Source organism: Sphingomonas sp. BLCC-B65, assembly GCF_028550675.1.
Classification (GTDB): domain Bacteria; phylum Actinomycetota; class Actinomycetes; order Actinomycetales; family Microbacteriaceae; genus Microbacterium.
The window spans coordinates 58,286-83,597 of sequence record NZ_JAQQGL010000001.1 but is presented as its reverse complement, the minus strand read 5'-3'; the positions used below and the strand labels follow the sequence as shown (position 1 = coordinate 83,597).

General features: G+C 68.5%; 20 protein-coding genes. 10 read left to right on the top strand and 10 right to left on the bottom strand.

Translation table 11 applies throughout. The features are described from left to right. Positions 1–310: 310 nt before the first annotated feature. Complete coding sequence (locus PP359_RS00430; protein WP_499249655.1) at positions 311–1,183, top strand: DNA-processing protein DprA; 873 nt, start codon at positions 311–313, stop codon at positions 1,181–1,183. Between the two features lie 80 nt (positions 1,184–1,263). Then, positions 1,264–1,674: a hypothetical protein gene (locus PP359_RS00425; protein ID WP_499249654.1), complete on the top strand. Its 411-nt coding sequence runs from the start codon at positions 1,264–1,266 to the stop codon at positions 1,672–1,674. A gap of 27 nt (positions 1,675–1,701) precedes the next feature. On the opposite strand, the gene mobF is transcribed toward PP359_RS00425, so the two are convergent. The 8 genes from mobF to PP359_RS00385 all read right to left on the bottom strand — a co-directional run bounded on the left by mobF (position 1,702) and on the right by PP359_RS00385 (position 12,978). Then, the gene (gene mobF / locus PP359_RS00420; RefSeq protein WP_499249653.1) at positions 1,702–5,259 is read right to left on the bottom strand and encodes a MobF family relaxase; all 3,558 of its coding nucleotides are present in this window, start codon (positions 5,257–5,259) and stop codon (positions 1,702–1,704) included. Positions 5,260–6,047: 788 nt separating this feature from the next. After that, positions 6,048–7,238, bottom strand: a complete 1,191-nt coding sequence (locus PP359_RS00415) for a M20 metallopeptidase family protein (protein WP_499249652.1) — start codon at positions 7,236–7,238, stop codon at positions 6,048–6,050. 87 nt (positions 7,239–7,325) lie between these two features. Next, positions 7,326–8,129, bottom strand: coding sequence for an ABC transporter ATP-binding protein (locus tag PP359_RS00410; protein WP_499249651.1), 804 nt, complete (start codon positions 8,127–8,129; stop codon positions 7,326–7,328). Further along, positions 8,126–9,151, bottom strand: a complete 1,026-nt coding sequence (locus PP359_RS00405) for a FecCD family ABC transporter permease (protein ID WP_499249650.1) — start codon at positions 9,149–9,151, stop codon at positions 8,126–8,128. Before PP359_RS00405 ends, PP359_RS00410 begins: the two co-directional genes overlap by 4 nt. After that, complete coding sequence (locus PP359_RS00400; RefSeq protein ID WP_499249649.1) at positions 9,148–10,212, bottom strand: FecCD family ABC transporter permease; 1,065 nt, start codon at positions 10,210–10,212, stop codon at positions 9,148–9,150. Before PP359_RS00400 ends, PP359_RS00405 begins: the two co-directional genes overlap by 4 nt. After that, complete coding sequence (locus PP359_RS00395) at positions 10,209–11,111, bottom strand: iron-siderophore ABC transporter substrate-binding protein (RefSeq protein WP_499249648.1); 903 nt, start codon at positions 11,109–11,111, stop codon at positions 10,209–10,211. The genes PP359_RS00400 and PP359_RS00395 overlap by 4 nt, the downstream gene beginning before the upstream one ends. A gap of 200 nt (positions 11,112–11,311) precedes the next feature. Continuing rightward, positions 11,312–12,340 carry an ornithine cyclodeaminase gene (ocd, locus tag PP359_RS00390; protein WP_499249647.1) on the bottom strand — a complete coding sequence of 343 codons (1,029 nt, stop codon included), beginning with the start codon at positions 12,338–12,340 and terminating at the stop codon, positions 11,312–11,314. Then, the gene (locus tag PP359_RS00385) at positions 12,337–12,978 is read right to left on the bottom strand and encodes an FMN-binding negative transcriptional regulator (protein ID WP_499249646.1); all 642 of its coding nucleotides are present in this window, start codon (positions 12,976–12,978) and stop codon (positions 12,337–12,339) included. Before PP359_RS00385 ends, ocd begins: the two co-directional genes overlap by 4 nt. 80 nt (positions 12,979–13,058) lie before the next feature. On the opposite strand from PP359_RS00385, the gene PP359_RS00380 reads away from it, so the two are divergent. The 3 genes from PP359_RS00380 to PP359_RS00370 all read left to right on the top strand — a co-directional run bounded on the left by PP359_RS00380 (position 13,059) and on the right by PP359_RS00370 (position 16,914). After that, positions 13,059–14,462 carry an amidohydrolase family protein gene (locus PP359_RS00380; protein WP_499249645.1) on the top strand — a complete coding sequence of 468 codons (1,404 nt, stop codon included), beginning with the start codon at positions 13,059–13,061 and terminating at the stop codon, positions 14,460–14,462. Next, positions 14,459–15,757 (top strand): serine hydrolase domain-containing protein, encoded by a 1,299-nt coding sequence (locus PP359_RS00375; protein ID WP_499249644.1) that lies wholly within the window; start codon positions 14,459–14,461, stop codon positions 15,755–15,757. Before PP359_RS00380 ends, PP359_RS00375 begins: the two co-directional genes overlap by 4 nt. 71 nt (positions 15,758–15,828) lie before the next feature. Beyond that, positions 15,829–16,914 (top strand): alanine racemase, encoded by a 1,086-nt coding sequence (locus PP359_RS00370; RefSeq protein ID WP_499249643.1) that lies wholly within the window; start codon positions 15,829–15,831, stop codon positions 16,912–16,914. 2 nt (positions 16,915–16,916) lie between these two features. Here PP359_RS00370 and PP359_RS00365 read toward each other — a convergent pair whose 3' ends face one another. Continuing rightward, entirely contained in the window at positions 16,917–17,600 is a 684-nt protein-coding gene (locus PP359_RS00365) for a helix-turn-helix transcriptional regulator (protein ID WP_499249642.1), read from the bottom strand. 23 nt (positions 17,601–17,623) lie between these two features. After that, complete coding sequence (locus PP359_RS00360) at positions 17,624–18,085, bottom strand: RidA family protein (RefSeq protein WP_499249641.1); 462 nt, start codon at positions 18,083–18,085, stop codon at positions 17,624–17,626. A gap of 153 nt (positions 18,086–18,238) precedes the next feature. Here PP359_RS00360 and PP359_RS00355 point away from each other — a divergent pair, with 153 nt between their 5' ends. The 5 genes from PP359_RS00355 to PP359_RS00335 are packed head-to-tail and all read left to right on the top strand — an operon-like array spanning position 18,239 to position 25,305. Beyond that, positions 18,239–19,921: an ABC transporter family substrate-binding protein gene (locus PP359_RS00355; RefSeq protein ID WP_499249640.1), complete on the top strand. Its 1,683-nt coding sequence runs from the start codon at positions 18,239–18,241 to the stop codon at positions 19,919–19,921. Further along, positions 19,918–21,564 (top strand): amidohydrolase, encoded by a 1,647-nt coding sequence (locus PP359_RS00350; RefSeq protein WP_499249639.1) that lies wholly within the window; start codon positions 19,918–19,920, stop codon positions 21,562–21,564. The genes PP359_RS00355 and PP359_RS00350 overlap by 4 nt, the downstream gene beginning before the upstream one ends. Beyond that, entirely contained in the window at positions 21,558–22,556 is a 999-nt protein-coding gene (locus PP359_RS00345) for an ABC transporter permease (protein ID WP_499249638.1), read from the top strand. The genes PP359_RS00350 and PP359_RS00345 overlap by 7 nt, the downstream gene beginning before the upstream one ends. Beyond that, positions 22,553–23,455 (top strand): ABC transporter permease, encoded by a 903-nt coding sequence (locus PP359_RS00340; RefSeq protein WP_499249637.1) that lies wholly within the window; start codon positions 22,553–22,555, stop codon positions 23,453–23,455. The genes PP359_RS00345 and PP359_RS00340 overlap by 4 nt, the downstream gene beginning before the upstream one ends. Beyond that, positions 23,452–25,305 (top strand): ABC transporter ATP-binding protein, encoded by a 1,854-nt coding sequence (locus PP359_RS00335; RefSeq protein WP_499249636.1) that lies wholly within the window; start codon positions 23,452–23,454, stop codon positions 25,303–25,305. Before PP359_RS00340 ends, PP359_RS00335 begins: the two co-directional genes overlap by 4 nt. Positions 25,306–25,312 lie beyond the last annotated feature (7 nt).

Below are 25,312 nucleotides of genomic sequence, written 5' to 3'. Positions count from 1 at the left end.
GTGGCACGGTCAGGTGACGAGACAGTGCGTAGAGAGCGGCCCAAGGGCCTGTCCGCGAGGACGCCAGATCAAGGAGGAATCTGCCTCGCTCCCAGGGTACGACTCCCCTGCGACATCCGTAAGAGGTGCGCCCGCTCGTTCGGGTGGCGCTCGTGCACCTGTCTGGCACACACGGACGGGAGCCGGCATGGTCACGATCACTTCTCTCGCCAAGGACGAACGTTCCGGACGGGTTGCTCTGGCTACGACCTTGGAGCCCGACGAAGCGGTGACTGGCAGGCTCCTCGCAGCGGTTGGCGCGGTCGAGACTGTGCGCCTGGCAGCTGGTACCGGCGCGTTCCCGAAGAAGGTCGATGCGGTCGAGGCCGGGCTGTGGCGCAACAAGGTTGGCCCACGAATGGATGCCCGCACGGTCACGCAGGCACTCTCGGAGAGCGACCGTCTCGGGTTGCGCATCCTCATCCGCGGCGACGACGATTGGCCGACCGCCCTGAATGACCTGGGCGACCGTGCCCCGACTGCCCTGTGGGTGCGCGGCGCGTCCTCGTTCCTCACCGCGCCGCTGAGCGATCGCGTGACGATCACCGGAGCCCGCGCCGCCACAAGCTATGGCGAGCACGTCACGGGCGAGCTCACCTCCGATCTGACGCATGCCGAACGAATCATCGTTGCCGGCGGCGCCTACGGCATCGACGCCGCCGCGCACCGAGCCGCGCTCGCCACAGGCGGGCAGACCCTCGCCGTGATGGTCGGCGGCCTGGATCGGCTCTACCCCTCCGGCAACCGAGAGCTGCTGGAACGAGTCGGAGACATCGGGCTGCTCGCCAGCGAGATGCCGCCCGGCGCGACGCCGACCAAGTGGCGCTTCCTCGCCCGCAACCGCATCCTCGGCGCCCTTTCCGGTGTGACCGTCGTGGTGGAGGCCGGCTACCGCTCCGGCTCCCTCAACGTCGCTGCCCGCGCCGCGCAGCTCGATCGCCAGGTGGGCGCAGTCCCCGGTCCGGTCACCAGCGTGTCGAGTGCCGGCACGCACCGGCTTCTGCGCGAAGGCATCGCGTCACTCATCACCGATGCCACAGACGTCACGGCGCTCCTCGACCCGCCCGCACGCGGTCGCGGTCAGGTGGTCGAGCGCGAACCAGACATCGCTCGACCTAGTCACCAGCAGGGGCGCATCCTGTAGCTCGACGGCGCGCATCGAGCCGAGATCGCATGACCGCTCGGTGCGAAGATGAAGGCATGTGTGCGACGAATCTGTGGGCGGTGAACGCCGCCGCCTTCACGCCTGAGTTCGAACGGTTCACCGCCGAGCAGGTCGGCGTCGCACCGCAGGTCTCCGAGCTTCGGATCGCGTCGAGCCGCGTGCGCGCCAGCTCGATCGTGTTCACGCTGACTCCGCGCATGTGCGACTGCGATTCCCTGATCGGACGAGGCAGCGACGGCCCCGTTGACGGCGAAGTAGCGGCTGAAGACTGGCTGACCTGGCTCCGTGAACTGCCGACCCAGGTTCCGCATGTCAGCCGTCTGGCCGTCCTTCGGGCATGGAGCCCGCAGGACGACGACGTGGCTCCCCAGCATGCGAAAGGCGCGACGATCAGCGAGGTGACTGAGCAGGTGCTCCGCGGACTCAAGGACAACTCACTGTTGACCATCGACTACCCACGCACCGCCTGAGCGCCCCGGCCTCCCGCACGGCACCGACTACAACGACGGTCCGACTCGCCGTGCTCCCATGCGGCGCGGACATTCCTGGTCGGACTGCTCGGGCTGGGCGAGGCTCTTAGCCCGATCGAGCGCGGCACGGGCGCGGGCGGCGTCGAGCTTCTGCGTGTCGGCTTCAGCGGGTGCCCCGAGCGGTGCTGGCCCGGCGATGCCATAGCGGTCGCGGTAGGCAGCGATGGTGCGAACGGCGTTCCGCCATGCGTGGGCTGCTCGCGCCTGCTTCGGCTGGACGCCGAGGTTCGTGGTCCACTCGTGCTTCTCAGTGAGCGCGGTATCGAGGAGCACATCGGCCCGGGTCTCGATAAGGTCGCGTCGCTCGGTCAGCGCCTGCCGCATCTCGGACGGCAGTGTGCCAGTGGCTTCGGGGATGAGGCCAGCGATCAAGCGTGGTGCCTTCCGCGCGCGACCGGAACCTATTGGCCGCGCGGTCGCCTTGGCGACTCGGTAGTGCAGGATTGCGGCGATGTCGTCGGCGTCCCCGAAGCCGCGTGCTCGCACGAGGCGCGGCAGCAGAGCCTCGACGTCGTGCTGGTTCGCCTCGGCCCGCCGCAGTTCGGCCGTCAGCGCTCCGAATGCGGGTGACGCGATCGCGTCGTCTGCGTCGTCGTCGCTGAGCCCAGAGGAGCGGATGAGCGCGGCCCAGCGGTCGTGCTGTGCGGCAGCGGCCAGGGTCTCGTACTCGGCGGCAAGCTGCGCAATCGAAGCCCAGGCGTCCTGCTCTGCAGCGATCGTCTCGTGCGCCGAGAGTTCAGCGCCGACGTGCTGCAGCACTCCGAACAGCACCGAGCGGGCCGTCGCTCCGGTGTTGTCGCCGGGGTGCGGGCCGTCGTGGGCGGGGTCGGGCTTATCGACAGCGACATAGGCGATGTTCTCTTCGCGGCCACGGGTCATGGCGACGTAGAACGTCTCTCTCGTCATCGACGCATCCGCCAGGACGTGCGAGGCGTCCACGGTGATGCCCTGCGCCCGATAGGAGGTGACGGCGTAGCCGAGGTCGAGATGTTCGGCCGCATACTCGGCCGGGACCACGACCGACCCGCCCCACGTGCGCCCAGCGCGGCGGAGGGTGAGGACGCCGTCGTCACGGACCTCGGCGACCGTCCATCTGTCACCGTTACGAACCCAGGAGCGGTCGGCGCGCAGACGCCGGTCGTTGCGGCGAGTGATGACGGTATCCCCGGCCGCGGCACGAGTGCCGTCGTGCAGCTCAACCTCACGGCGGGCGTTCACGGTGCCGTCGAGGATCAGATCGGCCCGCGCCCTGTTATTGAGCGCCTGGACGGACTCGTTGGAGTCGGTCACGAGGACGCTGGCCCGTCCGGCGAGAGTGTCGGAGCGCCAGGCGGTGTAGGCGGCGTCGATCATCTCCTCGGTCTCCCCGCCGATCACGCGGCCGTGCTCGGCGTAGGTGTCGATGACGTCGGTGCGGCCGCGCCGCAGGGCGAGGGATGCGGTCTTCTCCCACACGTTGACGAACCGGTGCACGTCGACCAGCTCCGGGGCGTCGTCGCGGTCGCGGACGAGGAGGGAAAACGCGCCCCCGGCAGTAACGGACTGGAGCTGGGCTTGATCCCCGACCAGCAGCACCTTCGCCCCAGCGTCAGCGGCCAGGGCGGTGATGCGGTCGAGGGAGAGCGTGCCCGCCAGCGATGCCTCGTCGACGATGACGAGCTGTCCCTTGCGGAACGTCTCCCCGGTGCGATCGTGGGTATCGAGCCACTTGGTCGTGTTCTCGGTGGGGATGCCGAGGTCATCGGCCAGGACCTGCGCGGCGACTGCGGACGGCGCGAGCCCGACCACGCTGCCGTGCCCGTGCTCGTGCTCCCATGCCCGTCGCAATGCCGACATCGCCGTCGTCTTCCCCGCACCGGCCGGGCCGACCAGTACATCGACCATCCGGCCTGAGAGCGCGATCTTCGTCAGCGCGGCTGCCTGGTCGTCACCGAGCATCCGGCCCTTGCTGTCGGGCCGTTTCGAGATTCGTTCGAGGGTGGTCAGCGGGACCGTCGGCGCCGTGGTGGTGCGGGCGCGCTTGAGGAGGCGGTCTTCGGCGGCCAGCAGCGCCTCGGAGGAGAACAGAGCGGAGCGCTTCGGACGGAACACACTCGTGCCGTCCGAGCGGCGGAACGTCGCCGGACTGGATGCGAGCTCCGGCGGGGTCAGGCGCAGCGACGCAGCTTCGGCAGCGTCAACGACCATTCCGACGACGGCTTTGCGATCCTCGGTCGACGCGAACCGGTAGGCCATTGTCTGCCGTGCGGCCTCGGCGGTGAGGTTCCAGCGATGCCAAGTGGAGCGCTTCTCACCGACCGTAGCCACGACGTCTGCCCCGAGCGAGTCGATCACCTCCAAAGGCACGTCGTCGGCGCGCAGCAGCAACGGCTCCTCGTTCGCCGTCACGCCGCGCGCCCACGAGGTCGCATCCGACCCGAGCACCCTCCCGGCCCGCTCCCGCCAAGAAGCCGTGAGGTCGGCCAGCGACCGCACCTCCTTCTCCGGCCGCGTGGTGAGCGTGGCCTGGGCGCGGAGCTTCATGATCGTCGCCGGCGACGGCCGCCGCCCATGCGTCTCGACGTAGCGTTCGATGAGTCGGTCGGTCTCGGCGTCGATGTGCCGGGCGCGGGTGGAGAACTCCTTGACCAGTGCCTCCGGCACCCCGGTGATCGCCCATGCCGGGTTCCGGTCGCGGCCCATGTCGCGCGCCTCCCAAGAGACGCCGAGCATTCGGGTGAGGTGGTCCGCGAAGACCGCCTCATGCAGCTCGGAGAGAGCGACCACTGCGGCGTGCATCGGCCGTCCATCCAGCGACCGCCATTTGCCATCGAGGACGGTCTGCACCTTATTGCTGATGACAACGTGCGTGTGCAGGTGCGGGTCGCCGGCCCGGCTGTCGTAGTGGTCGAACGCGGTGGCGATCAGACCTGCGACGTCAACCTGTGCAACCGCGCCGTCGCGGCCGGTTGCGCCCGTGCGGGTGGCTGCAACCTCCCGCTCCATGAACGCAACCACCTCCGCAACCGCCGCATGGTGCGCGTCCGCGATCAACGTCTGCGTCCCGGCATCCGCAACAGCCCACAGCACGCTCGCGGACTTCGGGATCGAGAACGTGAAGTCGAACCCCGCGACCGCCCGGCGCGTCCCACGCTCGGCTTCCTCCGCTTCGATCGCCGCGAGCGTCTCCGCACGTGACGCCGGCCCGAGGGATGGATCAAGCGCCTCGCTGCGCGCCTCAATCCGCTCGGCCACGGTTCGATACTCGGGGTACGCACGACCAAGCGGCTCCCCGGTGATCGGGTCACGGCCCATACCGACCAGGAGCTGCAGTTGGGCTTCGGAGACGTGATCGCCTGCGCTGATCCGCCCAGTGCCGAGCGTGGCGATCCCGGTGCCGAGCCAGCGACCCGGCGGGGTGCCCTCGGCGTTGTAGTAACGCGTCAGCGGGGTGGACAGAGACCTGTCACCGTCGCTGGCCGCGACGGTGCGCAGCAGGTACTTGTAACCGTCGCCCGCCGACATCACGCGCATCGAGACCGTCACCCCGGCCGCCCTTCTCCGTCTGCTCAGAAGGTGAGCAGCGGCCCGCTGACGGCGGGCTCAACCTCGATCTGCAAGAGGCGTGGCCGATTGAAGCCGGTGCTGCGGGCGGACTCGCTCTGGCAGCGTGGGAACACCTGCTGGTCGTGAGCGATGTGGTGCACAGCATCGCGGACGTGACGGTTTGCAGGGGCGATTGCTCCGAGGTGATGAGCGGTCTCGCGCCCTGGAGCATAGATATGGTGATCACCGACTCGCCCACGGGATCGCTATGACGGTGAGCGGCTGGGACGGCGCCACGGCTCTCCGCGCACCCATCACAAGGGAGGCTTCAGCGCAGGCGAGCGGCGACGGGTTCAGCGCATGGTGTCAGAGATAGGCTGCGGAGTGTCTCCGCCTGCTCAAGCCGGGCGGGCACCTGATCGCGTTCGGCAGACCGCCCCGATGGCACCGCCTCGTCTGCGGGATCGAGAACGCGGGGTTCGAGATCCGCGATCATATCGCCTGGCTGTGATGCCAACGGATACCCGAAGTCGCGGGACCTCTCAGCCGCGATGGACATACGCGCCGGCGTGCACCGCGACAGGTCGGCTTGATCGATCTGCCGACCCCGCTGGATCGACAGCTCTTCACGGCCGTTCGTCGTTCGTCCCTCGATCTCCCCGGTGTCTTTGCCGTCCGCCGCACGCTCGCGCAGGCTTACGAGACGATCCAACCCCGCGCCGCGTAGCCATCGGACCGCGGGCGAGCGGCGGGTGCGTCCCCACGCCGGGAATTCGAGCACCCCCGTCTCAGAGTGTGCGGGCGAACGCGATCGTGGCGAGGGCGGCGGCCTGATCCCTGAGCACCGCGTCGTCGAAGAGCGCGCGGGGCGAGTGGTTGAACTCTGCCGACGCGGGATCGATGTCAGGCGGTGAGGCGAGCAGCATAAGGAACGTTCCAGGCACCTCGTCCAACACGAACGAGAAATCCTCCGATCCCATGACCGGCGTCGCCATCGTCTGCACACGCTCGTGACCGAAGACGCCACGGAGCGTGGTCATCGTGCGCACCGTCTCGTCAGGATCGTTGACCGTGACGGGGTAAGCGATCTGGAAACCGACCTCGGCGGTGAGACCGTGGGCGTTCGCGATGCCATGGATGAGCCTCGGCAGCTCGATGCTCAGTGTGTGCAGCGAAGCGTCCGACATCGTGCGCACGGTCGCGGCGAGCGTGACGCGCTCGGGCGAGACGTTGACGGCGCCGTCGCCGGTGGTGATGCGCGTGATGGATAGGACGATCGGATCGAAGGCGTCGAACCGGCGGGTGACGAAACTCTGCAGCGCGAGCACCATCTCGGCCGCGACCGGTACGGGGTCCAGCGTCTGATGCGGTTGAGATCCGTGGCCACTACGGCCGCGGACGACGACCGTGAGCTCACTGGCACCCGCAGCAACGGCGCCCGGACGGGTCGCGAACACGCCGCACGGGCCGGGAACGACATGGATGCCGTATGCGGCGACGGGCCGGTCGCCGGCCGCCTCCAGCACCCCTTCCTCGATCATGACCCGCGCGCCTCCCTGCCCCTCCTCCCCCGGCTGGAACATGAAGATCACCGCGCCACGGAGCTCAGTACGACGAGCGGCGAGCAGCATCGCAGCACCCACCAGACCGGCCGTGTGCAGGTCGTGACCGCAGGCATGCATGTTGCCGTTGCGCGAGGCGAAGTCCAGACCGGTTTCCTCCTGCAGCGGAAGTGCGTCCATGTCACCGCGGAGGAGGACCGTGGGGCCTGCGAGGGCGCCGCGCAGAACGGCGACGACCGACGTCGTGCGGGTGCCGGTCCGAATCTCGAGCGGTAGACCGTCCAGTGCCGCGAGCACTCGTTCCTGAGTACGGGGCACCGTCAAACCGATTTCGGGGTCGGCGTGGAGCGCTCGACGCAGAGACACGATCTCCTCGAGGATCGTGGCAGCGTCCGCTGTGAAGTCGGGGATGGTCACTGTAGGCCTTTCTTTAGGGGTGACGTCTCGGGGACTCGCATGCGCACGCGGCGACCGCACCACGAGAGCATCCGAGGGGAAGCAACCTCACAGGCGTCCTCTGGCTCGCGAGCCGATCGGGACGACCATCGGCGATCCGGCGATCGGGTCGGGCACGACGGCCACGTCGAGCCCGAACACGGACCGCACCAGCGCGGGGGTGATCACGTCGTTCGGCTCGCCCTCGGCGGCGACGGCGCCGTCGGAGAGGGCGATGAGGTGATCCGCGTACCGGGCTGCGAGGTTGAGCTCGTGCATGACCACCACGACCTGTGTGCCACGCTCGCGCGACAGGGTGACCAGCAGTTCCAGCAGCTCGACCTGATGCGCGAGGTCGAGGTAGGTGGTCGGCTCGTCGAGCAGCAGGATGTCGGGCTCTTGGGCGAGCGCCATGGCCACCCAGGCGCGCTGGCGCTGCCCTCCCGACAGCTCATCGACCGGTCGGTCGACGAGCTCGGCCATCCCAGTGAGCGTCAGGGCGTCGGCCACTACCTCGTCGTCGCGCCGCTCGCGCCGTCCGAACCAGGCTCGGTGCGGTGTGCGACCACGGTCGACGAGCTCGGCGACGGTGATCCCGCCGGGTGTGAGCGGCGCCTGCGGCAGCAGTCCCACGATGCGCGCCACCTGTCTGGTGGGCAGGTGCGCGATCGGCTCGCCGTCCAGCAGCACGGCACCGCCCTGGGGACGCAGCAGACGGGCGAGTGCGCGCAGCAGCGTCGACTTTCCGCACCCGTTGCCGCCGACGATCATAGTGATACCGCCCGCCGGCAGGTCGAGGTCGAGCCCGCGGATCACCGGCTCTCGGTCGTATCCGAGGACGAGCGCGCGGGTGTGAAGGGAGTGCGCGGTCATGCGCGGGTCCGTCCTCTCATGAGCAGGAACAGCAGGTAGGGGGCGCCGATCACACCCGTGACGACGCCGACCGGCAGCGCGACGGGCAGCAGGTGCTGTGCGACGAGATCCGCGGCCAGGACCACCGCCGCCCCGACGAGAGCCGCGGCGGCGGGCACGGCCTCGGTGCGGCGAACCAGCCGCACCGCGATGGGCCCGGCCAGGAAGGCGACGAACGCGATCGGACCGGTGAGCGAGGTCGCCACCGCCACGAGCAGTACCCCCACGACGATCACCGCGAGCCGTGCCCGCGGCACCGGGACCCCTAGCGCGGCCGCGGCGTCGTCGCCGAGCCGCAGGGCCGGCAGGCGGCCGGCCACCAGCAGGCCCGCGGCGAGCAGCGCCATGAGCGCCGGCGCGAGGGGCCCGAGCTGGTCCCAGAGGCTGCGGCTGAGCGAACCCGACATCCACACCACGGCATACTGGGTCGCGCGCACGTCGCTCCGGGTCAACACGTAGCCGATGACCGCCTGGAGGGCCGCGGCGACGGCGATGCCGACGAGCACGAACCGGGTGCCGGAGAGCCCGCGCCGCGAGGCGAACGCCCAGACCAGGAGAGCGGCGGCCAGGGCACCGATGACGGAGACGCCGGCCACCGGCATCCCCGATGCCCCGAACAGGCCGATGGCGATCACCGCCGACGCGCTCGCCCCGGCCGAGACTCCGATGACGTCCGGACTAGCGAGCACGTTGCGCAACAGGGTCTGGAAGAGAGTTCCGCCGAGGCCGAACGCGGCACCGGCGAGCACGGCGCCGAGAGCGCGCGGCAACCGCAGCTCTCCAACGGTGAACGAGGCCCCCGGCACGTCGCGACCGACGAGCACGCCCAGCACGTCGCCGAAAGGGCTGATCCGGGTCTCGCCCCAGAGGAGCATCGTGAAGAACAGGCCGACGATGACGGCCGCGAGGAGGCCGAGGACCGCCGCATCCCGCGTCAGCCGGGAACGGCGGGTGCGGCGCAGGTGGAGAACGAGCGCGCTCACAGCCCTACCGTCTTCCGCCGCTGCAACAGAAGGATGAACACGGGTGCGCCGATCAGCGCGGTCACGATGCCGACCTCGAGCAGGCCCGGGCGGGCGACGAGCCGACCGACGAGGTCGCAGACTAGCAGGAACGCCGCGCCCACGAGGGCCGACAGGGGGACGACGACGCGATAGTCCGATCCGGCGACGAAGCGGACCGCATGGGGAACCGCGAGGCCCACGAACGCGATCGGGCCCGCGATCGCGGTGGCGGTGCCGCACAGGAGCACGACCGCGAGCGCGGCGAGCAGGCGCACGAGCCCCACGCGCAACCCGAGGCCGCGGGCGACGTCGTCGCCGAGTGCGAGCGCGTTCAGGCCACCGGATACCGCGAACGCCACCGCCGCCCCCACCACGAAGAAGAGGCAGAGCCGGGCCAGGGTTTCGATTGTCGCGCCCGTGAGAGAGCCGAGCTGCCAGAACCGGAAGCTCTCGAGCGTGGACTCGTCGGAGATGAGCACCCCCGACACGACCGAGCCGGCGACCGCGGTGACCGCCGCCCCGGCGAGGGCGAGTGTCACCGGCGTCGCCCCGGCGGGGCTGGCCGACGCGGCGCCGTAGACCAGCACCACCGTGACGGCGGCACCGAGCAGGGCGCACCAGACGACGACGATCGGGCTCTGCAGACCGAGGACGCTCATCCCGAGCACCACGAACATCGAGGCTCCCGCGTTGACCCCGAGCAGGCCCGGGTCGGCAAGCGGATTGCGCGCCATGCCCTGCATCAGGGTGCCTCCGACGCCGAGGGCGGCACCGACCACGAGTCCGGTGAGGGTGGTGGGCACTCGCGAGAGCGCGGCCGCTTGCCCAATGTCGGAGCGATCGCCGACGGTGAACGCCGTCCAGATGGTGCCGAACGGAACGTCACGTGCACCGAGGGAGAGGGATAGCACGATCGCGACAGCTACCGCGAAGGCGGCGATCACGACCGCCCGAAACGGGGTCAGGCGCGCGCGGGGGCGCACCTGACTCGCGTTCGCCGCAGATGCCGCGGCATCTGCCGTGGGAGTGTGGTTCGTCATCCGACCTTCGCCGCTGCCTCGCCGATCGCCTTCGCGTAGGCGGGAAGCGACCAGGGGATGGAGAGCACTGTCGGAGAGGAGATCGCCATCAGCTGCGTCTCGTCGTCGAGCACGACGACAGCGCCGGACTTGACCGCGGGGATGTTGCCCAGCAGGGGATCGCTCGTGACGGCGGAGAGCTCGCCGCCTTGGACGTACAGCAGGATGATGTCGGAGTCGAGCTTGTCGGCCTGCTCGGCGCTGATCGACTCGACGAACGACGAGGAGTCCGCCGCGAGATCGATGATGCTCGGAGCGATGGTCAGACCGAGATCCTGCAGGTACTTCATGCGCGAGTCGTTGGGCGTGTAGAACTGCACTTTGCCGAGGTCTTTCGCATCGACCCACGCGATCAACGCCGTCTTCCCCGCAGCGGCAGGGTAACGGGCCATTTCGTCGTCGATCGTCGTCTCGGTCTGTGCGATGAGCCGCGTCGCGTCGTCGGGCTTGCCAAGCGCGCGGCCCACCATCTCGGTGGTCGCTCGCCACGGTGTGCCCCACGCTGCGCCCGGATACGCGACGGTGGGGGCGATCTTCGACAGAGTGTCGAACTCCTGCTGCGAGATGCCGGAGTTCACGGCCAGGATCGCATCGGGGTCGAGTTCCGAGAGCGCCTCGTACGGCACGCCATCGAGCTCGTCGTGCAAGGGAGGCAGTGGTGCACCCATCTTCTCGATCGCTTCTCGCGTCCACGGGAGCCAACCGTCTGCGTCGGCGCCGAAAGACGACGCACCGATCGACTCCGGCACGACGCCCAACGCGATCGCGGCATCGAAGCTCCCCCATCCGATGGTCGCGATGCGCTGTACCGGCGCCTCGAGCGTCGTCTGCCCGTACACGTGGTCGATCGCGATGGGCACAGCGGATGCTCCTGCCAGACTCTCCGCACCCCCTCCTCCGGGTGCGCACGCCGCCAGAGAGATTGCACCTGCGAGGGCGATTCCGATTCCCACCGTCGTTCGACGGCGGGCGTTGTGGCTTTCGAACATTTCTCAGCTCCATCTGTGGGTATACTTAGGTAAGGCTAACCAAACATACCCAATGGCTTGAGAGTGGTGGACTACCCGATCGGTACGAGCTGGGGAAGCGAACCGAACAGATCCTTGGGGTCCTCCGGCGAGGCGATGAGGTCGATGTCGGTGCACAGGGATGTCCCGGACAGCCGGTCCCGGGCGTAGCGCAGTGCAGAGAAGTCCTCCATCGCGAAGCCGACGGAGTCGAAGAGCGTCACCTGCGCGGCGGCGTGGCGTCCCACCGTTTCACGCGTGAGAACGCGCCAGAGCTCCGTCACGGGGAAGTCGGCGGGCTTGTTCTGGATCTCTCCCTCGATGCGAGTCTGCGGCGGATACTCCACGAACACGTCCGCGCGATCCAGGATGGCCGGGTCGAGTTCCGTCTTCCCCGGGCAGTCGCCGCCGATGGCGTTGATGTGAACACCCGGGTGGACGTCCTCCTCGCTGAGCACGGTCGCAGCAGACTTGTCGGCCGTGCAGGTGGTGACGACGTCAGCGCCCTCCGTGGCCTCTCCCGCCGAGCGGCATACGACGACATCGAAACCCCGCGGAGCGAGGTTTCGCACGAGCTTCGCCATTGCGTCCGGATCGGTGTCCCAGATCCGCAGCGACCGGATGCCGAGGACCTCTCGGAAGGCCAGCGCTTGGAACTCGGCCTGGCTGCCGGTGCCGATGAGCGCCATGGTGTCACTGTCGGGGCGCGCAAGCGCACGGGAGGCGAGCGCAGACGTGGCGGCCGTCCGCAGCGCGGTGAGCAGGGTCATCTCCGCGACGAAAACCGGGTAGCCGTTGTGGACGTCCGCCAGCACACCGAATGCGGTGACGGTCTGGAATCCGCGCGCGGGATTGGTCGGGTGTCCGTTGACGTACTTGAACGCGTACTCGTCGTAGTCGGTGATCGGCATGAGCTCGATGACACCGAACGGCGTATGGCTTGCAACGCGCGCAGCCTTCTCGAAGACCGGCCAGCGGCGGAAGTCGGCCTCCAGATAGTCGACGAGTTCGCCTATGATGCGAGCCGGGCCATGTTGGGCGATGAATCGCGCCATGGAGCCGACGCCGACGAACGCGGTCATGCGAGAGTCCGCCCGTCCCGCATTCGCATCATGTACTCGGCGAGTCCATGGTTGCCGTAAGGGCCCTCGGCTTCCAGCGCATCGATGACCCGGTCGACGATCTCGACCGGCTTGTCCTGGCTCATCTTCTCTTTTCCCTCGAGTCTCGTGAGGCGGAGCCGGAATCCGACCGTCCCGTGGGCGATGCGTCGCGCGTATGCGGAGTCGGCCGGGGTGGCGTTCATCGGGTGCGGGACGGGCATCCGGCCCTCGAAGTGGTCCACCAGTCTCTCGAGCGCCGCCAGATTCTCTTCGTGCGGCAGGATCTCGGGCGTACCGTGGGCGTGGACGACGCTGTAGTTCCATGTGGGGACCGCCGGGGAGGTCCCGTACCACCCCGGCGATACGTATCCGTTCGCGGCGGATTGGACGATCGCCAGCACCTCATGCCGACCGAGCTCGTGCTTCACCTCGTCGGGGCGTCCCAGATGGCTCTCGAGCACGATCCCGTCCGCGCCCTCCACGAGTACGACGGGACAGTGCGACGCGACGAGACCGCGCCCGGGAACGAATGAGACGAGCGTGCACCAGGGATTCCGGCGCAGGAACTCGCGCACACGCCCCTCCTCACTCATGGCGTAGTCCGGATTGTCTCGCATGACACCTCCTCAAATAGACATCTTGTCCAAATACTATGCATATAGTCCACTTGTGCGCCAGAATCGTTAGGGTGAACACCATGACCGACACCACCCTCGTCGTCGCGGGCGGTGAGTCCGTCGACTCCGAGAGCGGGGCGACCCACGCCGTCGACATCGCCATCGCCGGCGGGAGCATCACACGAGTCGCGCCAGCCGGCACGCTTTCGACCACGGCGACGGACACGATCGACGCACGCGGGCTCCTCGTGCTCCCCGGACTCGTCGACCTGCACGTCCACCTGTCCGAGAACAACGCGGGCCGGGTAGGACACGCGATGCTCGCCCGCGCCGGTGTGACCACAGCGCTCGATCTGACCGGACCGTCCGACGAGACGGTGCGCCTCGCCCGCACGCACGGAGCCGGACTCACGATCGGAGTCGTCGAGGCCCTTGGGCCGGAGGTGCACCTGCCCCGGCACCCCTCGAGCGCACAGATCACCGATGCGCTCTCCGCCGCGGTCGCTCGAGGCGCGATTGGGGTCAAGCTGCACGTCGACGCGGGGTGGGGACCGGAGGAGACCGCGGCGATCATCGCCGAAGCGGTGCGGTTGCGCCTCTGGGTCGCCGCGCACTGCGGAACGACAGCCACCGCGAGCGACCTCACGGGCCTCGCCGAGACCCTGCTGCTCGCCGACGACCAGCCCATCCACATCGCCCACGTCAACAGCTACTGCCGCGGCGAGGTGGATGACCCCGCTGCCGAGGCCGCTCGCGCCGTGGACCTGCTGCGAAATGCGCCGCACGCGCGCAGCGAGTCCTACCTCGACCGTGTTAACGCAGTCTGGGGAGAGTTCCGCAACGACCGGTCGGTCAGCCCGCGCCTCGGCGCCTGGCTCGAAGGAGGCGGGTTCTCGCCCGACCGCGATGGCGCCGAGAGGGCGATCGAAGTGGGCTGGGCGGGCGTGGTCGTGCAGAACGAGTCCACCGCGCACCTCACGAGCGGCGCCGATGGATTGCGGCACTACACGGATGCCTCGACGCGCATCCCGCTCTGCCTGCCCGTGAACCCCGCTGTGTCGAGAGTCGCATTGGCAACCGCGAGGAACACCGACGGACGCTTCGCGGTCGACGCGCTCGCAACCGACGGCGGCGGACTCCCCCGCAACTCCACCCTCCGCGCGGGTCTCGCCCTGGTCGAACTGGGATTCCTGACGCTTGCCGAGTTCGTGACGAAGGCGAGCACGACTCCCGCCCGGCTCCTCGGACTCACCGACAAGGGGTGGATCGGTGAGGGGGCGGACGCAGACCTCGCCGTCGTCGACCCGCGCACGCGTGAGGTCGTTCACACGATCGCGGGCGGAGCGCGCATCCACGGCCCTCGCGGCGTCACCGCGGCGCCGTCGCGACTGCTCACGACCGCGCACGCAAGCACCAGCCGCGCGGCAGGAGATGTCAGAATCGACATCGCGACGAGCGGTCTCTACGCGGGGTGGGACAGATGATCGACGCTCTCACGACCGCACTGGGCGACCTGATGACCCTGCACGTCGGCCACGTGCCCGGAGCCGCTCTGGCCGTACACCTCAGCGACGAGACACGCACCCTCACGCAGGGCCGGACGAGTTCCACGGGCGGCGAACCGATCACGGACCGGACGGTCTTCCGCTGGTGCTCGATCACCAAGCTCGCCACCACCGAGGTCGTGCTGCAGCTCGCCGATGAGCAGCCAGGCCTTCTCGACACCGCGCTCGGCGATCTCCTTCCGGGACCGGCGCACGCGGCCTTCGCGGATGTGACGGTGCGAATGGCCTTGATGCACACGAGCGGAATCGAGGGTGAATGGCCGGAGTCTCTCGATGTGTTCGGGGAGGATGCCGGCGCGCTGGAACGATTCGTGGCAGAGGCCCCAACCCTTCGCCGGTTCGCCCGGCCCGGACGAGTGTACGGGTACTGCAATCCCGGGTTCTGGCTGCTCGCGGCATCCGTCGAACGGCTCGCCGGCGCTGCGTTCGAGTATCTGCTGCGCGAGCGCGTGCTCGACCCGCTGCATCTCGCCGACACGCGTAGCGAGACCGAGCGGCCCACTCTGCGTCCAGCGTCTTGCGCTCCGGCCCTCCCTCATCTGCGCGACGGCGAGGGCGTGCGCCCCCACGATCCACGACCGATGCCGCGGACCCGCGTCGCCAGCGGAGGTCTCTCAGGATCTATCGGCGATCTGCTGCGGTTCGGGGTCGCCATGCTCGATCACCCCACGCGGCTCACCCAAGCGAGCCAGACGATGGTGCCACGAGGAGGACCTGGCGCGTACCAGGGACTGGGCTGGGAGATCGACCGCGGCGAGAACGGAACGGCGCTGGGCCACAGCGGGTTCTATGAGGGCTTCTCGTCGCATCTGCTCGTCGTCCCGGCGCGCCGGGCGGTCGTCGCGGTGCTCGGCAACAGTGACGCTGCGTGGGAGCTGTGCGAGTCGATCGTCGACCTCACGGAACGGCACCTGCTGGGACCACTGCAGGCCGAGCCGAAGGAGCCCGCGCTGCCCGCGGCGTCGTATTCGGGCCACTTTGGTTTCCCCGGTATGGACGATGTCGAACTCGCAGTCGAGGGCGACCTCATCGAGATCGGCCTTCTCCCGCGGGGCGGACGACCTTCGCGAGTGCACGGACACGCAGCGGGCCCGGACCGGTTCGTCCTCGACGATGGCCCGGCGGTCGGCGAGACGCTGCGCCTTCTCGACGGAGGCATCGGCTACCGCACGTTCCGACTCGGGGGGCGCCTGGGCGGGCGGAACGTATCGTGACCGGCGAACAGCAACAGACTCCGTGGTGGAGGGTCCTTCCGGAGCAATTCGAACAAAGCGCGGGCGCCCACGTGCTCGCGACCCCCGCTCTCGTGATCGATGCCCCGACCGCGCGTCGCCGCATCGCAGAGACGTCGGCGCGGATCACCCGGGCCGGCTGGCGCTGGCGCGCCCACGTGAAGACGGCGCGGACGCCGCGCGGCGTCGCGCTCCTGCAGGAGGCCCGTGTCGACCGGTTCAAGGCGGCGACGCTCGGCGAAGTCCGCGCGCTCCTCGAGCTGGGCGCGACGGACGTCCTCCTCGCCTATCCGGGCATCGGGCCAGCACTCTCGACCCTCGCCGACCTCGCCCGCAAGCACCCCGGAGCACAACTGTCCGCGCTGATCGACGACGCTGCGGCCCTCGAGGAGTGGCCCGATCAGACATCCGTCGCTGCGATGATCGACCTCGATGGCGGCATGGACCGGACCGGCGTGCCATTGAATGACGTCGCCGCCGTATCGGCGCTTGCGAGCCGACTGACCGCGCGGGGCATCCGTCTCGCCGGTCTCCACCTGTACGACGGCCATCTGGCCGACATGGCCCCCACGGATCGTCGGCATGCGGTCTCGGCGGCGCGTGCGGCGGTCGGCGCGCTCGAGCAGGCGCTCAACGCGGGCGGCACGCCGATCGACGAGATCGTGCTCGGCGGCACGCACACTCTCCGGGACACGATCGCCGCGGCTCCGACATCGTCGGCGGTGCACAGCGTCGGTGCCGGAACCCTGGTCTATGGTGATGGCCGCAGCAGGGAGCGGTTCGCCTTCGACGGAGATCCCGAGTCGGTCGAGCCCGCGGCCGTCGTCGTGACGCGCGTCGTGAGCGCACGCAGGGATGCAGTGACGGTGGATGCCGGCTCTGCTTCCGTTCAAGTCGATGCGGGTGCACCACACGTCGAGGTGCTCCACCCGCGAGGCCTTCGGCCCGGGGCGCTCAGCCAGGAGCACCTCGTCCTGCGAGGAGACACAGGCTACGGGGCCGCGGCGTTGCCGCGAGTCGGATCGATCGCGGTGCTGCTCCCCCGGCACCTCGACACAGCGATCAGCCAGTTCGAGACGGTGCTGTTCCGCGACGAGGGCAGCACCTGGTCACGCGAGCGGGTGTTCGGTCGCCACTGAACTCATCCGTCATCCTCTTTACGGATCCGGACGAGGTAGTTGTAGACGGTCGCCCGCGACAGGCCGAGCCGCGACGCGATCACCGGAACGGATCTGCGCAGCTGCAGAACACCGGACTGATCGAGCAGACGGAACACCTCCGTCCGCTCCGAGGTCGTGAGGCGGGTCAGCGGATGCCCCAGCACGGCCTCTGCTTCGGCGAGAGCCGAGTCGATCACGGCATCGGGGTCGGCGCTGAAGGTGGTCTGCGGCGCCTCACGGGCGTCGTCGACGCCCGTGAGCTGCGTCAGCAGCCTGCTCACCGTACGCAGTTCCGTGACATCGATGTTCATGCACAGGGCGCCGATGACGTGACCGCTGCGCGTGCGCAGCAGCATGGTCGATGATTTCAGCACGCGGCCGTCGGGAAGGCGTGTGATGTAGTTGAGGTCGTCGACGGCATCGTCGCCCTGGCGCAGCATGTTGAGTCCGATGAGGCTCATCGGAGAGCCCACCTGACGTCCCGTGACGTCGCCGGCGACGGCAACCACCGAGTGGTCCTTGTGCCGATAGTCGTGCAGCACCACCTCGCAGTGGTCGCCGAAGGTCTTCTGGATGCCATCCATGACCGACGCGTAGGAGCGGAAGATCGCTTCGATCTCCTCGGACTCCCCCGAAGGGACGGTCGCCGCTGAGGGTTTCGCCATGTCGGGCAGTGTACTGACTGCGCTCACGCCTCCTCGCCGCCCGCGATGAGCAGAACGGCTTCGACCTCGACGGGAGAGTCCATCGGCAGTCGCGCGACGCCCACGGCAGAGCGGGAATGCTCGCCCGCCGCGCCGAGCTTCTCCAGGAGCGCCTCGGACGCGCCGTCGGCCACCAAGTGGTGCGAGAGGAAACCCTCCGCGGTCGAGACGAACACCGTGATCTTCAGCACCGAACGCACCCGCTCGAGAGTGCCGAGGAACTCCTCCGCGTGCGCCAGAACGTTGAGCGCGCAGATGCGCGCGGCGAGCTTGCCCTCCTCGAGCGTCAGCTCGGCGCCGACACGCCCTGTCAGCGGGAATCCACCGTCGGCATAGGCCACCTGCCCCGAGATGTAGAGACGGTCGCCATCCCTGCGGTGCGCCTTATAGTTCGCGAAAGGCCGCACGGCCTCGCCTGTGTCGCGGTGGTGGATCGAGTGGTTCACGAGTCTCCTTCGGGCTGTCGTCGTGATCGTCACTCTAACGAGACTTGGATTTTCCATCAATGCACTTGACGAATTATCCAGTTGGGGCGACAGTATCCGTAATACTCCGCGTCGACGTCGCGACCCGTCTCGCACGAACGAAAGGCAAACACCGTGAAAACAGCACCACGACTGCTCGTGGCGGCTCTCGTCGTCGCCGCCGCCGCCACCACTTCCGCCTGCAGCGCGTCCTCTGCTCCCGCGCCGTCCTCATCCGCGGCGGCGATCACCACCAACGACATCAACCCCGTGTCACGGTCGGAGGTCACAGACGGCGGCAACCTCCAGTGGGCGCTGAGCTCCACGATCCCGAACTTCAATTTCTACAACATCAACGGGGCGCTGATGGACACCTACATCGTGAACACAGCCCTGCTGCCGCGCCCCTTCCACTACGACGCGAGCGCACAGACATCCGTCAACGAGGACTACTTCAGCTCTATCGAGGTGACCTCCGACAACCCGCTGACGGTCACCTACACCGTGAACCCCAAGGCGAGGTGGTCCGACGGCTCCCCGATCGGCGCCGCCGACTTCGCCGGCATGTGGCGAGCCAACAGCGGCCAGAACACCGACTACCAGGGCTGGGGCACGACCGGCTACGACCAGATCTCCTCGGTCACCGAGGGAAGCGATCCGACTCAGGTGGTCGTCACCTTCGCCGCGAACTTCGCCGACTGGAAGAGCCTGTTCGACCCGCTCATCCCGGCATCCCTCACCGCGAACCCCGAGGCCTTCAACGACGGGTGGGCGAACGCGCCCCTCGTCACGGCAGGACCGTTCATCTGGGGCGGCGAGGACCAGACCGCGCAGACCTATACGCTGACGCGCAACCCGGACTGGTGGGGCGATCCCGCCAAGCTCGACTCCATCGTGTTCCGCGTCTACACCGACGCCGCAGCCGCCGTCGGCGCATTCAAGACAGGTCAGCTCGACTTCTCGGACATCCTCCCCGACGCCGACCAATACGCTGCCGCGCAGTCGCTGCCCGGAGTGACGGTGCGCACCGCCGGCTCGCCCGTCTACCGAATGTTCACACTCAACAAGGCCGACGACTTGTTGAAGGACGATAGCGTCCGCAAGGCGATCGCCCTCGGCACCGATCGCGTCCGCATGGCGACCCTCCAGGTCGGCAAGATCGGCGGCAGCCCGACAGCCCTCCAGAACCACATCTTCATGCCGAATCAGGTCGGCTATCAAGAGAACTGCGGTGATCAGTGCGCCTACGACCCCGCCGCCGCGAAGAAGCTGCTGACAGATGACGGGTGGACGCTCGGCTCCGACGGCTACTTCGCGAAAGACGGCAAGACACTCGAGGTGAGCATCACGATCCAGTCCGGCCGGAAGAACTCCGCGAACGAGGCGCAGATCGCTCAGGCAAGCCTGAAGGAGGCCGGGATCAAGCTCACGATCGACACGGTCCCCGTCGACGACTTCTTCACGAAGTACGTCACCGGAGGCAACTTCCAGCTGGCCACGTGGACATGGAACGGCGTCGCGATGCCCGTCTCGGGGTCTCTGTCGATGTACCTGCTGGACCCCGACAACATCGCGCAGAACTACGGCCGTGGCGGCAACGAGACAATCAACGACCTCCTCACCCGCGCCGTCCAAGCACCCACGGTCGACGAGGAGAACGCACTCGCGAATGAGGCAGACGTGGAGCTGTGGAAGGATGCCTCCTGGCTGCCGCTCTACCAGGTGCCGCAGAACACGGCCGTCCGGTCGACGGTCGCGAATCTCGGCTCGCCTGGCTTCGCCGACATCCGCTTCCAGGACATCGGATTCACCGAGTGACCCCTCTACCTGCGCCCCCGTTACAGGATGTGGCCGTCATCGGCGGCCACATCCTGAACGGTGGTCCGGACGCATCAGCGGTCGCCGTGCGGAACGGCAAGATCGTGCTCGTCGGAACGGACGCGGACGCGCGAGACGCTGCGGGGCACCGTGCCGTCGTCATCGATGCGGGCGGGGGGACCATCATGCCCGGATTCGACGACGCCCACGCCCACGTCCTGAGTGGCGCGGCGCTGAGCGGGCGGCTCCGCCTTTCGCCCGGGCAGAGCCGCGGGGAGGTCTATCAGGCGATCGCCTCGTGGAGCGGTGACGACGACGGATGGGTCATCGGCAGCGGCTGGCACTATGGATCGTTCGACGGCGGGACCCCGACCCGCGCCGATCTCGACGCGGTGACCGGTGAGCGTCCGGCGTACCTGTCCTCGTTCGACGGTCATACGACGTGGGTCAATTCCGCAGCGTTGCGCCGCGCAGGCATCGACGCACAGACCCCCGACCCGCGCGGCGGTTCGATCGATCGCGATCCAGACGGGGCGCCCACAGGCATCCTGAGGGAAGACGCCACAGACCTCTTCCGACCCTTCCTCCCGTTGCCCTCACACCACGAGCTCGCTACCCGCGCCGCCGCGACGATGCACGAGCTCGCCACCCTCGGGATCACCGCGGTGCAGGATCCCGGCTGCACCATCGAGGAACTCGCCGTGTGGCGGGATCTGCGCGACGCCGGCGACCTCACGACCCGCGTGCGCCTGGCGCTGCCGCTTCCCCCTGACATCGACGACGACGTGTTCCTTACGCTGCTCGACGACTACCGGAGGGCGCTGCAGGAGACGGTCGACGACACCTGGCTTGCGGGCGGAGCCCTCAAAGGATTCGTCGACGGCGTCCTCGAGACACGCAGCGCCGCCGTCCTCTCGCCCTACGGTCTCGCGGACGCAGGTCCCGCGAGCCTTGGTGAAGCCTTCTTCACTGCGGAGCGACTGACCGCCCTGGTCACAGCCGCCGACCACCGCGGATGGCAGGTTCAGCTGCACGCGATCGGCGACCGCGCCGTGCGGATGGGGCTCGACGCCGTCGCCGCCGCGCGGAGCATACGGTCCTCCGGCATCCCGCACCGCATCGAGCACATCGAGATCTGCGACCCTTCCGACATCCCTCGTTTCGGCGCGCTGGACGTCGTGGCGAGCATGCAGCCATTGCACGCCTCGTGCGACCCGCGCCGCGTCGCGGAGTGGGACCGGCTGCTCGGCCCGGAGCGCAGCATCAATGCCTGGCCATCGGCCCAGATCCAGGCCGCTGGCGGAACGGTGGCCCTCGGATCGGACTGGCCGGTCGCGTCGCACGATCCACTCGAGATCCTGCGTGCAGCCGTGACACCGAGCAACGACACACTCGCGGGCCCCGCGGCACACCCCAACTCGCTAGACCTGCAGCAGGCGCTCGCGGCCTATACGCGCGGCAGTGCCCGCGCCGCGCGGGCCGAGGAGCGCCGCGGCGCGCTCGCGGAACATCACGACGGAGACATCGTCGTCATCGACCGCGACCTCACCGAACACCTGACGAGCGCCGACGCCGCCGCCGTCCTGGGTGCCGCTCGAGTCACCGCGACGATCGTCGCAGGAAGGGTCACGCATCGATGCTGACATTCCTCGTCCGCCGCTTCGCGGGAAAGGCGGCTCTCGTGTTCCTCGCGACGAGCCTCGCCTACATCCTCGCGTCCCTCACCCTCGACCCCGCCCAGGTATACATCAAGGGACAGAAGGGCCAGTCGCAGACCGCGATCACCGCCGCACTCAACGCCTACAACATCAACCCCGATGTTCCCCTGTTGCAACGCTACCTGACCTGGCTCGGCGGGATCATGCACGGCAACCTCGGCTACATCTTCCAGACCCACGATCCGATCTGGGACGAACTGCTGCGACGGATGGGCGTGAGCTTCCGCCTCCTTATCGTCGGAACGATCCTGGCCGTCGTGCTCGGAGTCATCGTCGGTGTCGTGGGCGCCGTCCGCCAATACCGGGTGGACGACCACATCGTGACCATCACCGCATTCGTGCTGCTGTCGACGCCGGTGTTCCTCCTTGCCAACGCGCTCAAGTTCGGGGGCGACGCGATCAACACCGCTGCGGGACATGTCCTCCTCTACCTCGACGGCGAGTATCACACGGGCGCCGATGCGTCGATCCTGGAACGGATGCAGCATCTCGCCCTGCCGACCCTGGCGATCATTCTCGGCCCGGCGGGGATCGCCTATTTCAGCCGATATCAGCGCAACGCCATGCTGGACGTGCTCGGCAGCGAGTTCATCAAGACCGCGCGCGCCAAGGGGCTTACCCGCAGGCAGTCGTTCTTCCGCCACGGGCTGCGCGTCGCGCTCATCCCCATGGCGACGTTCTTCGCCTTCACCTTCGGACTGCTCCTCGTGGGCGCGTCGTTTCTCGAACGCATCTTCAACTGGAATGGGATGGGCCAGTGGGCGGTCGACTCGATCAACAACAGCGACGTCAACTCCGTCGCAGCGATCACAGCGGTCGTCGCCATCCTCGTGATGTTCTCAGGGCTGCTCTCCGATGTCGTCTATGCGGTTCTCGACCCACGTGTGCGAGTCGGCGGAAGGAGCCCCCGCGCATGACCCGTCTTCCCGCGACTGCGACGCTGCGCACGACGACGCGAGCACGCCTCGTGACACGCCGCTTCCTGCGCCATCCGCTGGCACTGGTCGGCGCGCTGATCCTCGCAGCGCTGCTGATCGTCGCCTTCCTCCTCCCCCTCGTCGTCCCCTACGCTCCCGCCGACCTCGACCCGGACGTGACCCAGGCGCTCGCCCCGCCGAGCTTGAGGCACTGGTTCGGCACCGACCAGATCGGGCACGATCTGCTCTCCCAGTGCATCAGCGGGCTGCAGAAGTCGCTGCTGATCGGTCTCATCGCCGCCGTTCTCAGCACCGGCATCGCGGCGGTCGTCGGATCGATCGCAGGCTACTTCGGCGGCTGGACGGATCGCACGCTCACGATCGTGATCGACCTGCTGCTGGTCCTGCCCGCCTTCCTCATCGTCGCGATCATCAGTCCGGGGTTGCAGGGCGCAAGCTTCCTGTTCCTCGCCCTCGTGATCGCCGCGTTCAACTGGATGATCACGGCGCGCGTCGTGCGCGGCCTCGCCATCGTTCTCCGCGACCGCGAGTATGTCGAAGCCGCCCGCTACATGGGAGTGAAGCCAGGGCGCATCATCCGCGACCACCTCCTCCCCAACATGGCGAGCCTCCTGATCGTCGACGCCACCCTCAACGTCGGCGGCGCGATCCTGGCAGAGACAGGGCTGTCCTATTTCGGCTTCGGTATCCAGCCGCCGGACGTCTCACTCGGAACCCTCATCGCCAACGGCACGTCGGGACCCAGTCTCACCTCCTCACCGTGGCTGTGGGGATTTCCGGGCATGCTGCTCGTGCTGACGGTGCTGAGCGTCAATTTCCTCGGCGACGCGATCCGCGATTCGATCGACGCCAACTCTGCGAGAGGAGCCCGACGATGACGACCGCCGACACCCTTCTGGAGGTGCGCGATCTCCGCGTCACGCTGCCGAGCGAAGCAGGGCTCGTCCATGCTGTGGACGGGGTGGACATCACGCTGCGCAAGGGGCGCGCACTGGGCATCGTCGGAGAGTCCGGCTCCGGCAAATCGATGACCGCCCTCGCGATCATGGGCCTCCTGCCCGACACCGCAACCGTCGCGGGGTCGATCACGTTCCGTGGGAGAGAGCTGCTCGGACTCGGCGACCGCGAGATGTCGCGCATCCGCGGCGACCGGATCGCGCTCGTCTCCCAAGACCCGCTCTCCTCGCTGACACCCGTGTTCACCATCGCCGATCAGCTCATCGAAGCCATTCGCATCCATCGCCGCTGCACGCGCGCGCAGGCGCGGTCCCGAGCTGTCGAGCTCCTCGGGCTTGTGGGAATCCCCTCCCCCGCGCGCGCCGCAGACGCGTTCCCGCACGAGTTCTCGGGTGGCATGCGCCAGCGCGTCCTCATCGCGATGGCGATCGCGAACGATCCCGACGTCATCATCGCCGACGAGCCGACGACGGCGCTCGACGTGACGATTCAGGCGCAGATCCTCGATCTGTTCCGGATGGCGCGAGAGGTCACCGAGGCATCCCTCATCATCGTGACGCACGATCTCGGCGTCGTCGCCGGCATCGCCGATGACGTCCTGGTCATGCGACGTGGACGTCCCGTCGAGACGGGGCCGGTGGACGCGCTGTTCGCCGCGCCCGCGCAGGACTACACGCGAGAGCTACTGCGCGCGATCCCGCGCATCGACGGCCCCGTCGCCGAAGCGTCACGGCAGGAGAGCACTGAGGTGCTCGTTGTGGACGACCTCCACCGCTCCTACGCGCCACGCCGTTCGCTCCTCGCCCCATGGCGGTCTCGCGGGGCACAGCCGGTGCGGGCAGTGGACGGCGTCGATCTGCGCATCGGCCGCGGCGAGACCTTCGCACTCGTGGGCGAATCCGGCTCGGGCAAGACCTCGACGATCCAGGAGATCATGCGCCTGCGTCCTCCCGAGAGCGGACGCATCACCCTCTTCAGCCGAAACGTCGCAGACCTGGACTCCGCCGGTCGCCGGGCTCTCCGAGCTCGCGTGCAGATCGTCTTCCAGGACCCCATGGCGTCACTCGATCCCCGCCAGCCGATCTCGGAAATCCTCGCCGAGCCTCTCGCCGCAGCTGGGTGGTCTGCCGAGCGCCGGGACCAGCGGGTGTGCGAGCTGCTCGAGCTCGTCGAGCTCGACCCGGAACGCCATCTCGAGCGGTTCGCGAACGAGTTCTCCGGAGGGCAGCGTCAGCGCATCGCGATCGCGCGCGCGCTCGCCCTCGAGCCTGAGCTCCTTGTACTCGACGAACCAGTGTCCGCCCTCGACGTCACCGTGCAGGCCGGCATCCTCCGGCTGCTCGATCGTCTTCAGCAGGACCTCGGGCTGTCGTATCTGTTCGTCTCGCATGACCTCGCCGTCGTGCGGCAGATCTCGCATCGCATTGGCGTGATGTACCTCGGGCGCATCGTCGAGCAGGGGAGCGCCGCGGGGGTACTGGACGCGCCGCGGCATCCTTACACCCAGGCGCTTCTGTCAGCGGTGCCGATCCCGGATCCCGCGGCCGAGCGCGCTCGTCGCCGCATCGTGCTCTCAGGGGATCTCCCCTCGGCGTCGGAATCGGGCACCGGTTGCCGGTTCCGCTCCCGCTGCCCTCTGTACGCCGTCCTCCCCGAGCAGGACCGCACTCGGTGCGCCCTCGACGAGCCCGCCGCCGTGCTGCTCGCAGGCGACCACCGCGTCGCGTGCCACTTCCCCGACCGTTCTGCGCCGTCGTCGGCCGCAGCCTGAGCCACCA

Coding starts and splice junctions, on each gene's coding strand:
- PP359_RS00410 (WP_499249651.1), bottom strand. CDS start 8,129: ATGACCGCGCACTCCCTTCACACCCGCGCGCTCGTCCTCGGATACGAC.
- PP359_RS00400 (WP_499249649.1), bottom strand. CDS start 10,212: ATGACGAACCACACTCCCACGGCAGATGCCGCGGCATCTGCGGCGAAC.
- ocd (WP_499249647.1), bottom strand. CDS start 12,340: ATGACCGCGTTCGTCGGCGTCGGCTCCATGGCGCGATTCATCGCCCAA.
- PP359_RS00385 (WP_499249646.1), bottom strand. CDS start 12,978: ATGCGAGACAATCCGGACTACGCCATGAGTGAGGAGGGGCGTGTGCGC.
- PP359_RS00380 (WP_499249645.1), top strand. CDS start 13,059: ATGACCGACACCACCCTCGTCGTCGCGGGCGGTGAGTCCGTCGACTCC.
- PP359_RS00375 (WP_499249644.1), top strand. CDS start 14,459: ATGATCGACGCTCTCACGACCGCACTGGGCGACCTGATGACCCTGCAC.
- PP359_RS00365 (WP_499249642.1), bottom strand. CDS start 17,600: ATGGCGAAACCCTCAGCGGCGACCGTCCCTTCGGGGGAGTCCGAGGAG.
- PP359_RS00345 (WP_499249638.1), top strand. CDS start 21,558: ATGCTGACATTCCTCGTCCGCCGCTTCGCGGGAAAGGCGGCTCTCGTG.
- PP359_RS00340 (WP_499249637.1), top strand. CDS start 22,553: ATGACCCGTCTTCCCGCGACTGCGACGCTGCGCACGACGACGCGAGCA.
- PP359_RS00335 (WP_499249636.1), top strand. CDS start 23,452: ATGACGACCGCCGACACCCTTCTGGAGGTGCGCGATCTCCGCGTCACG.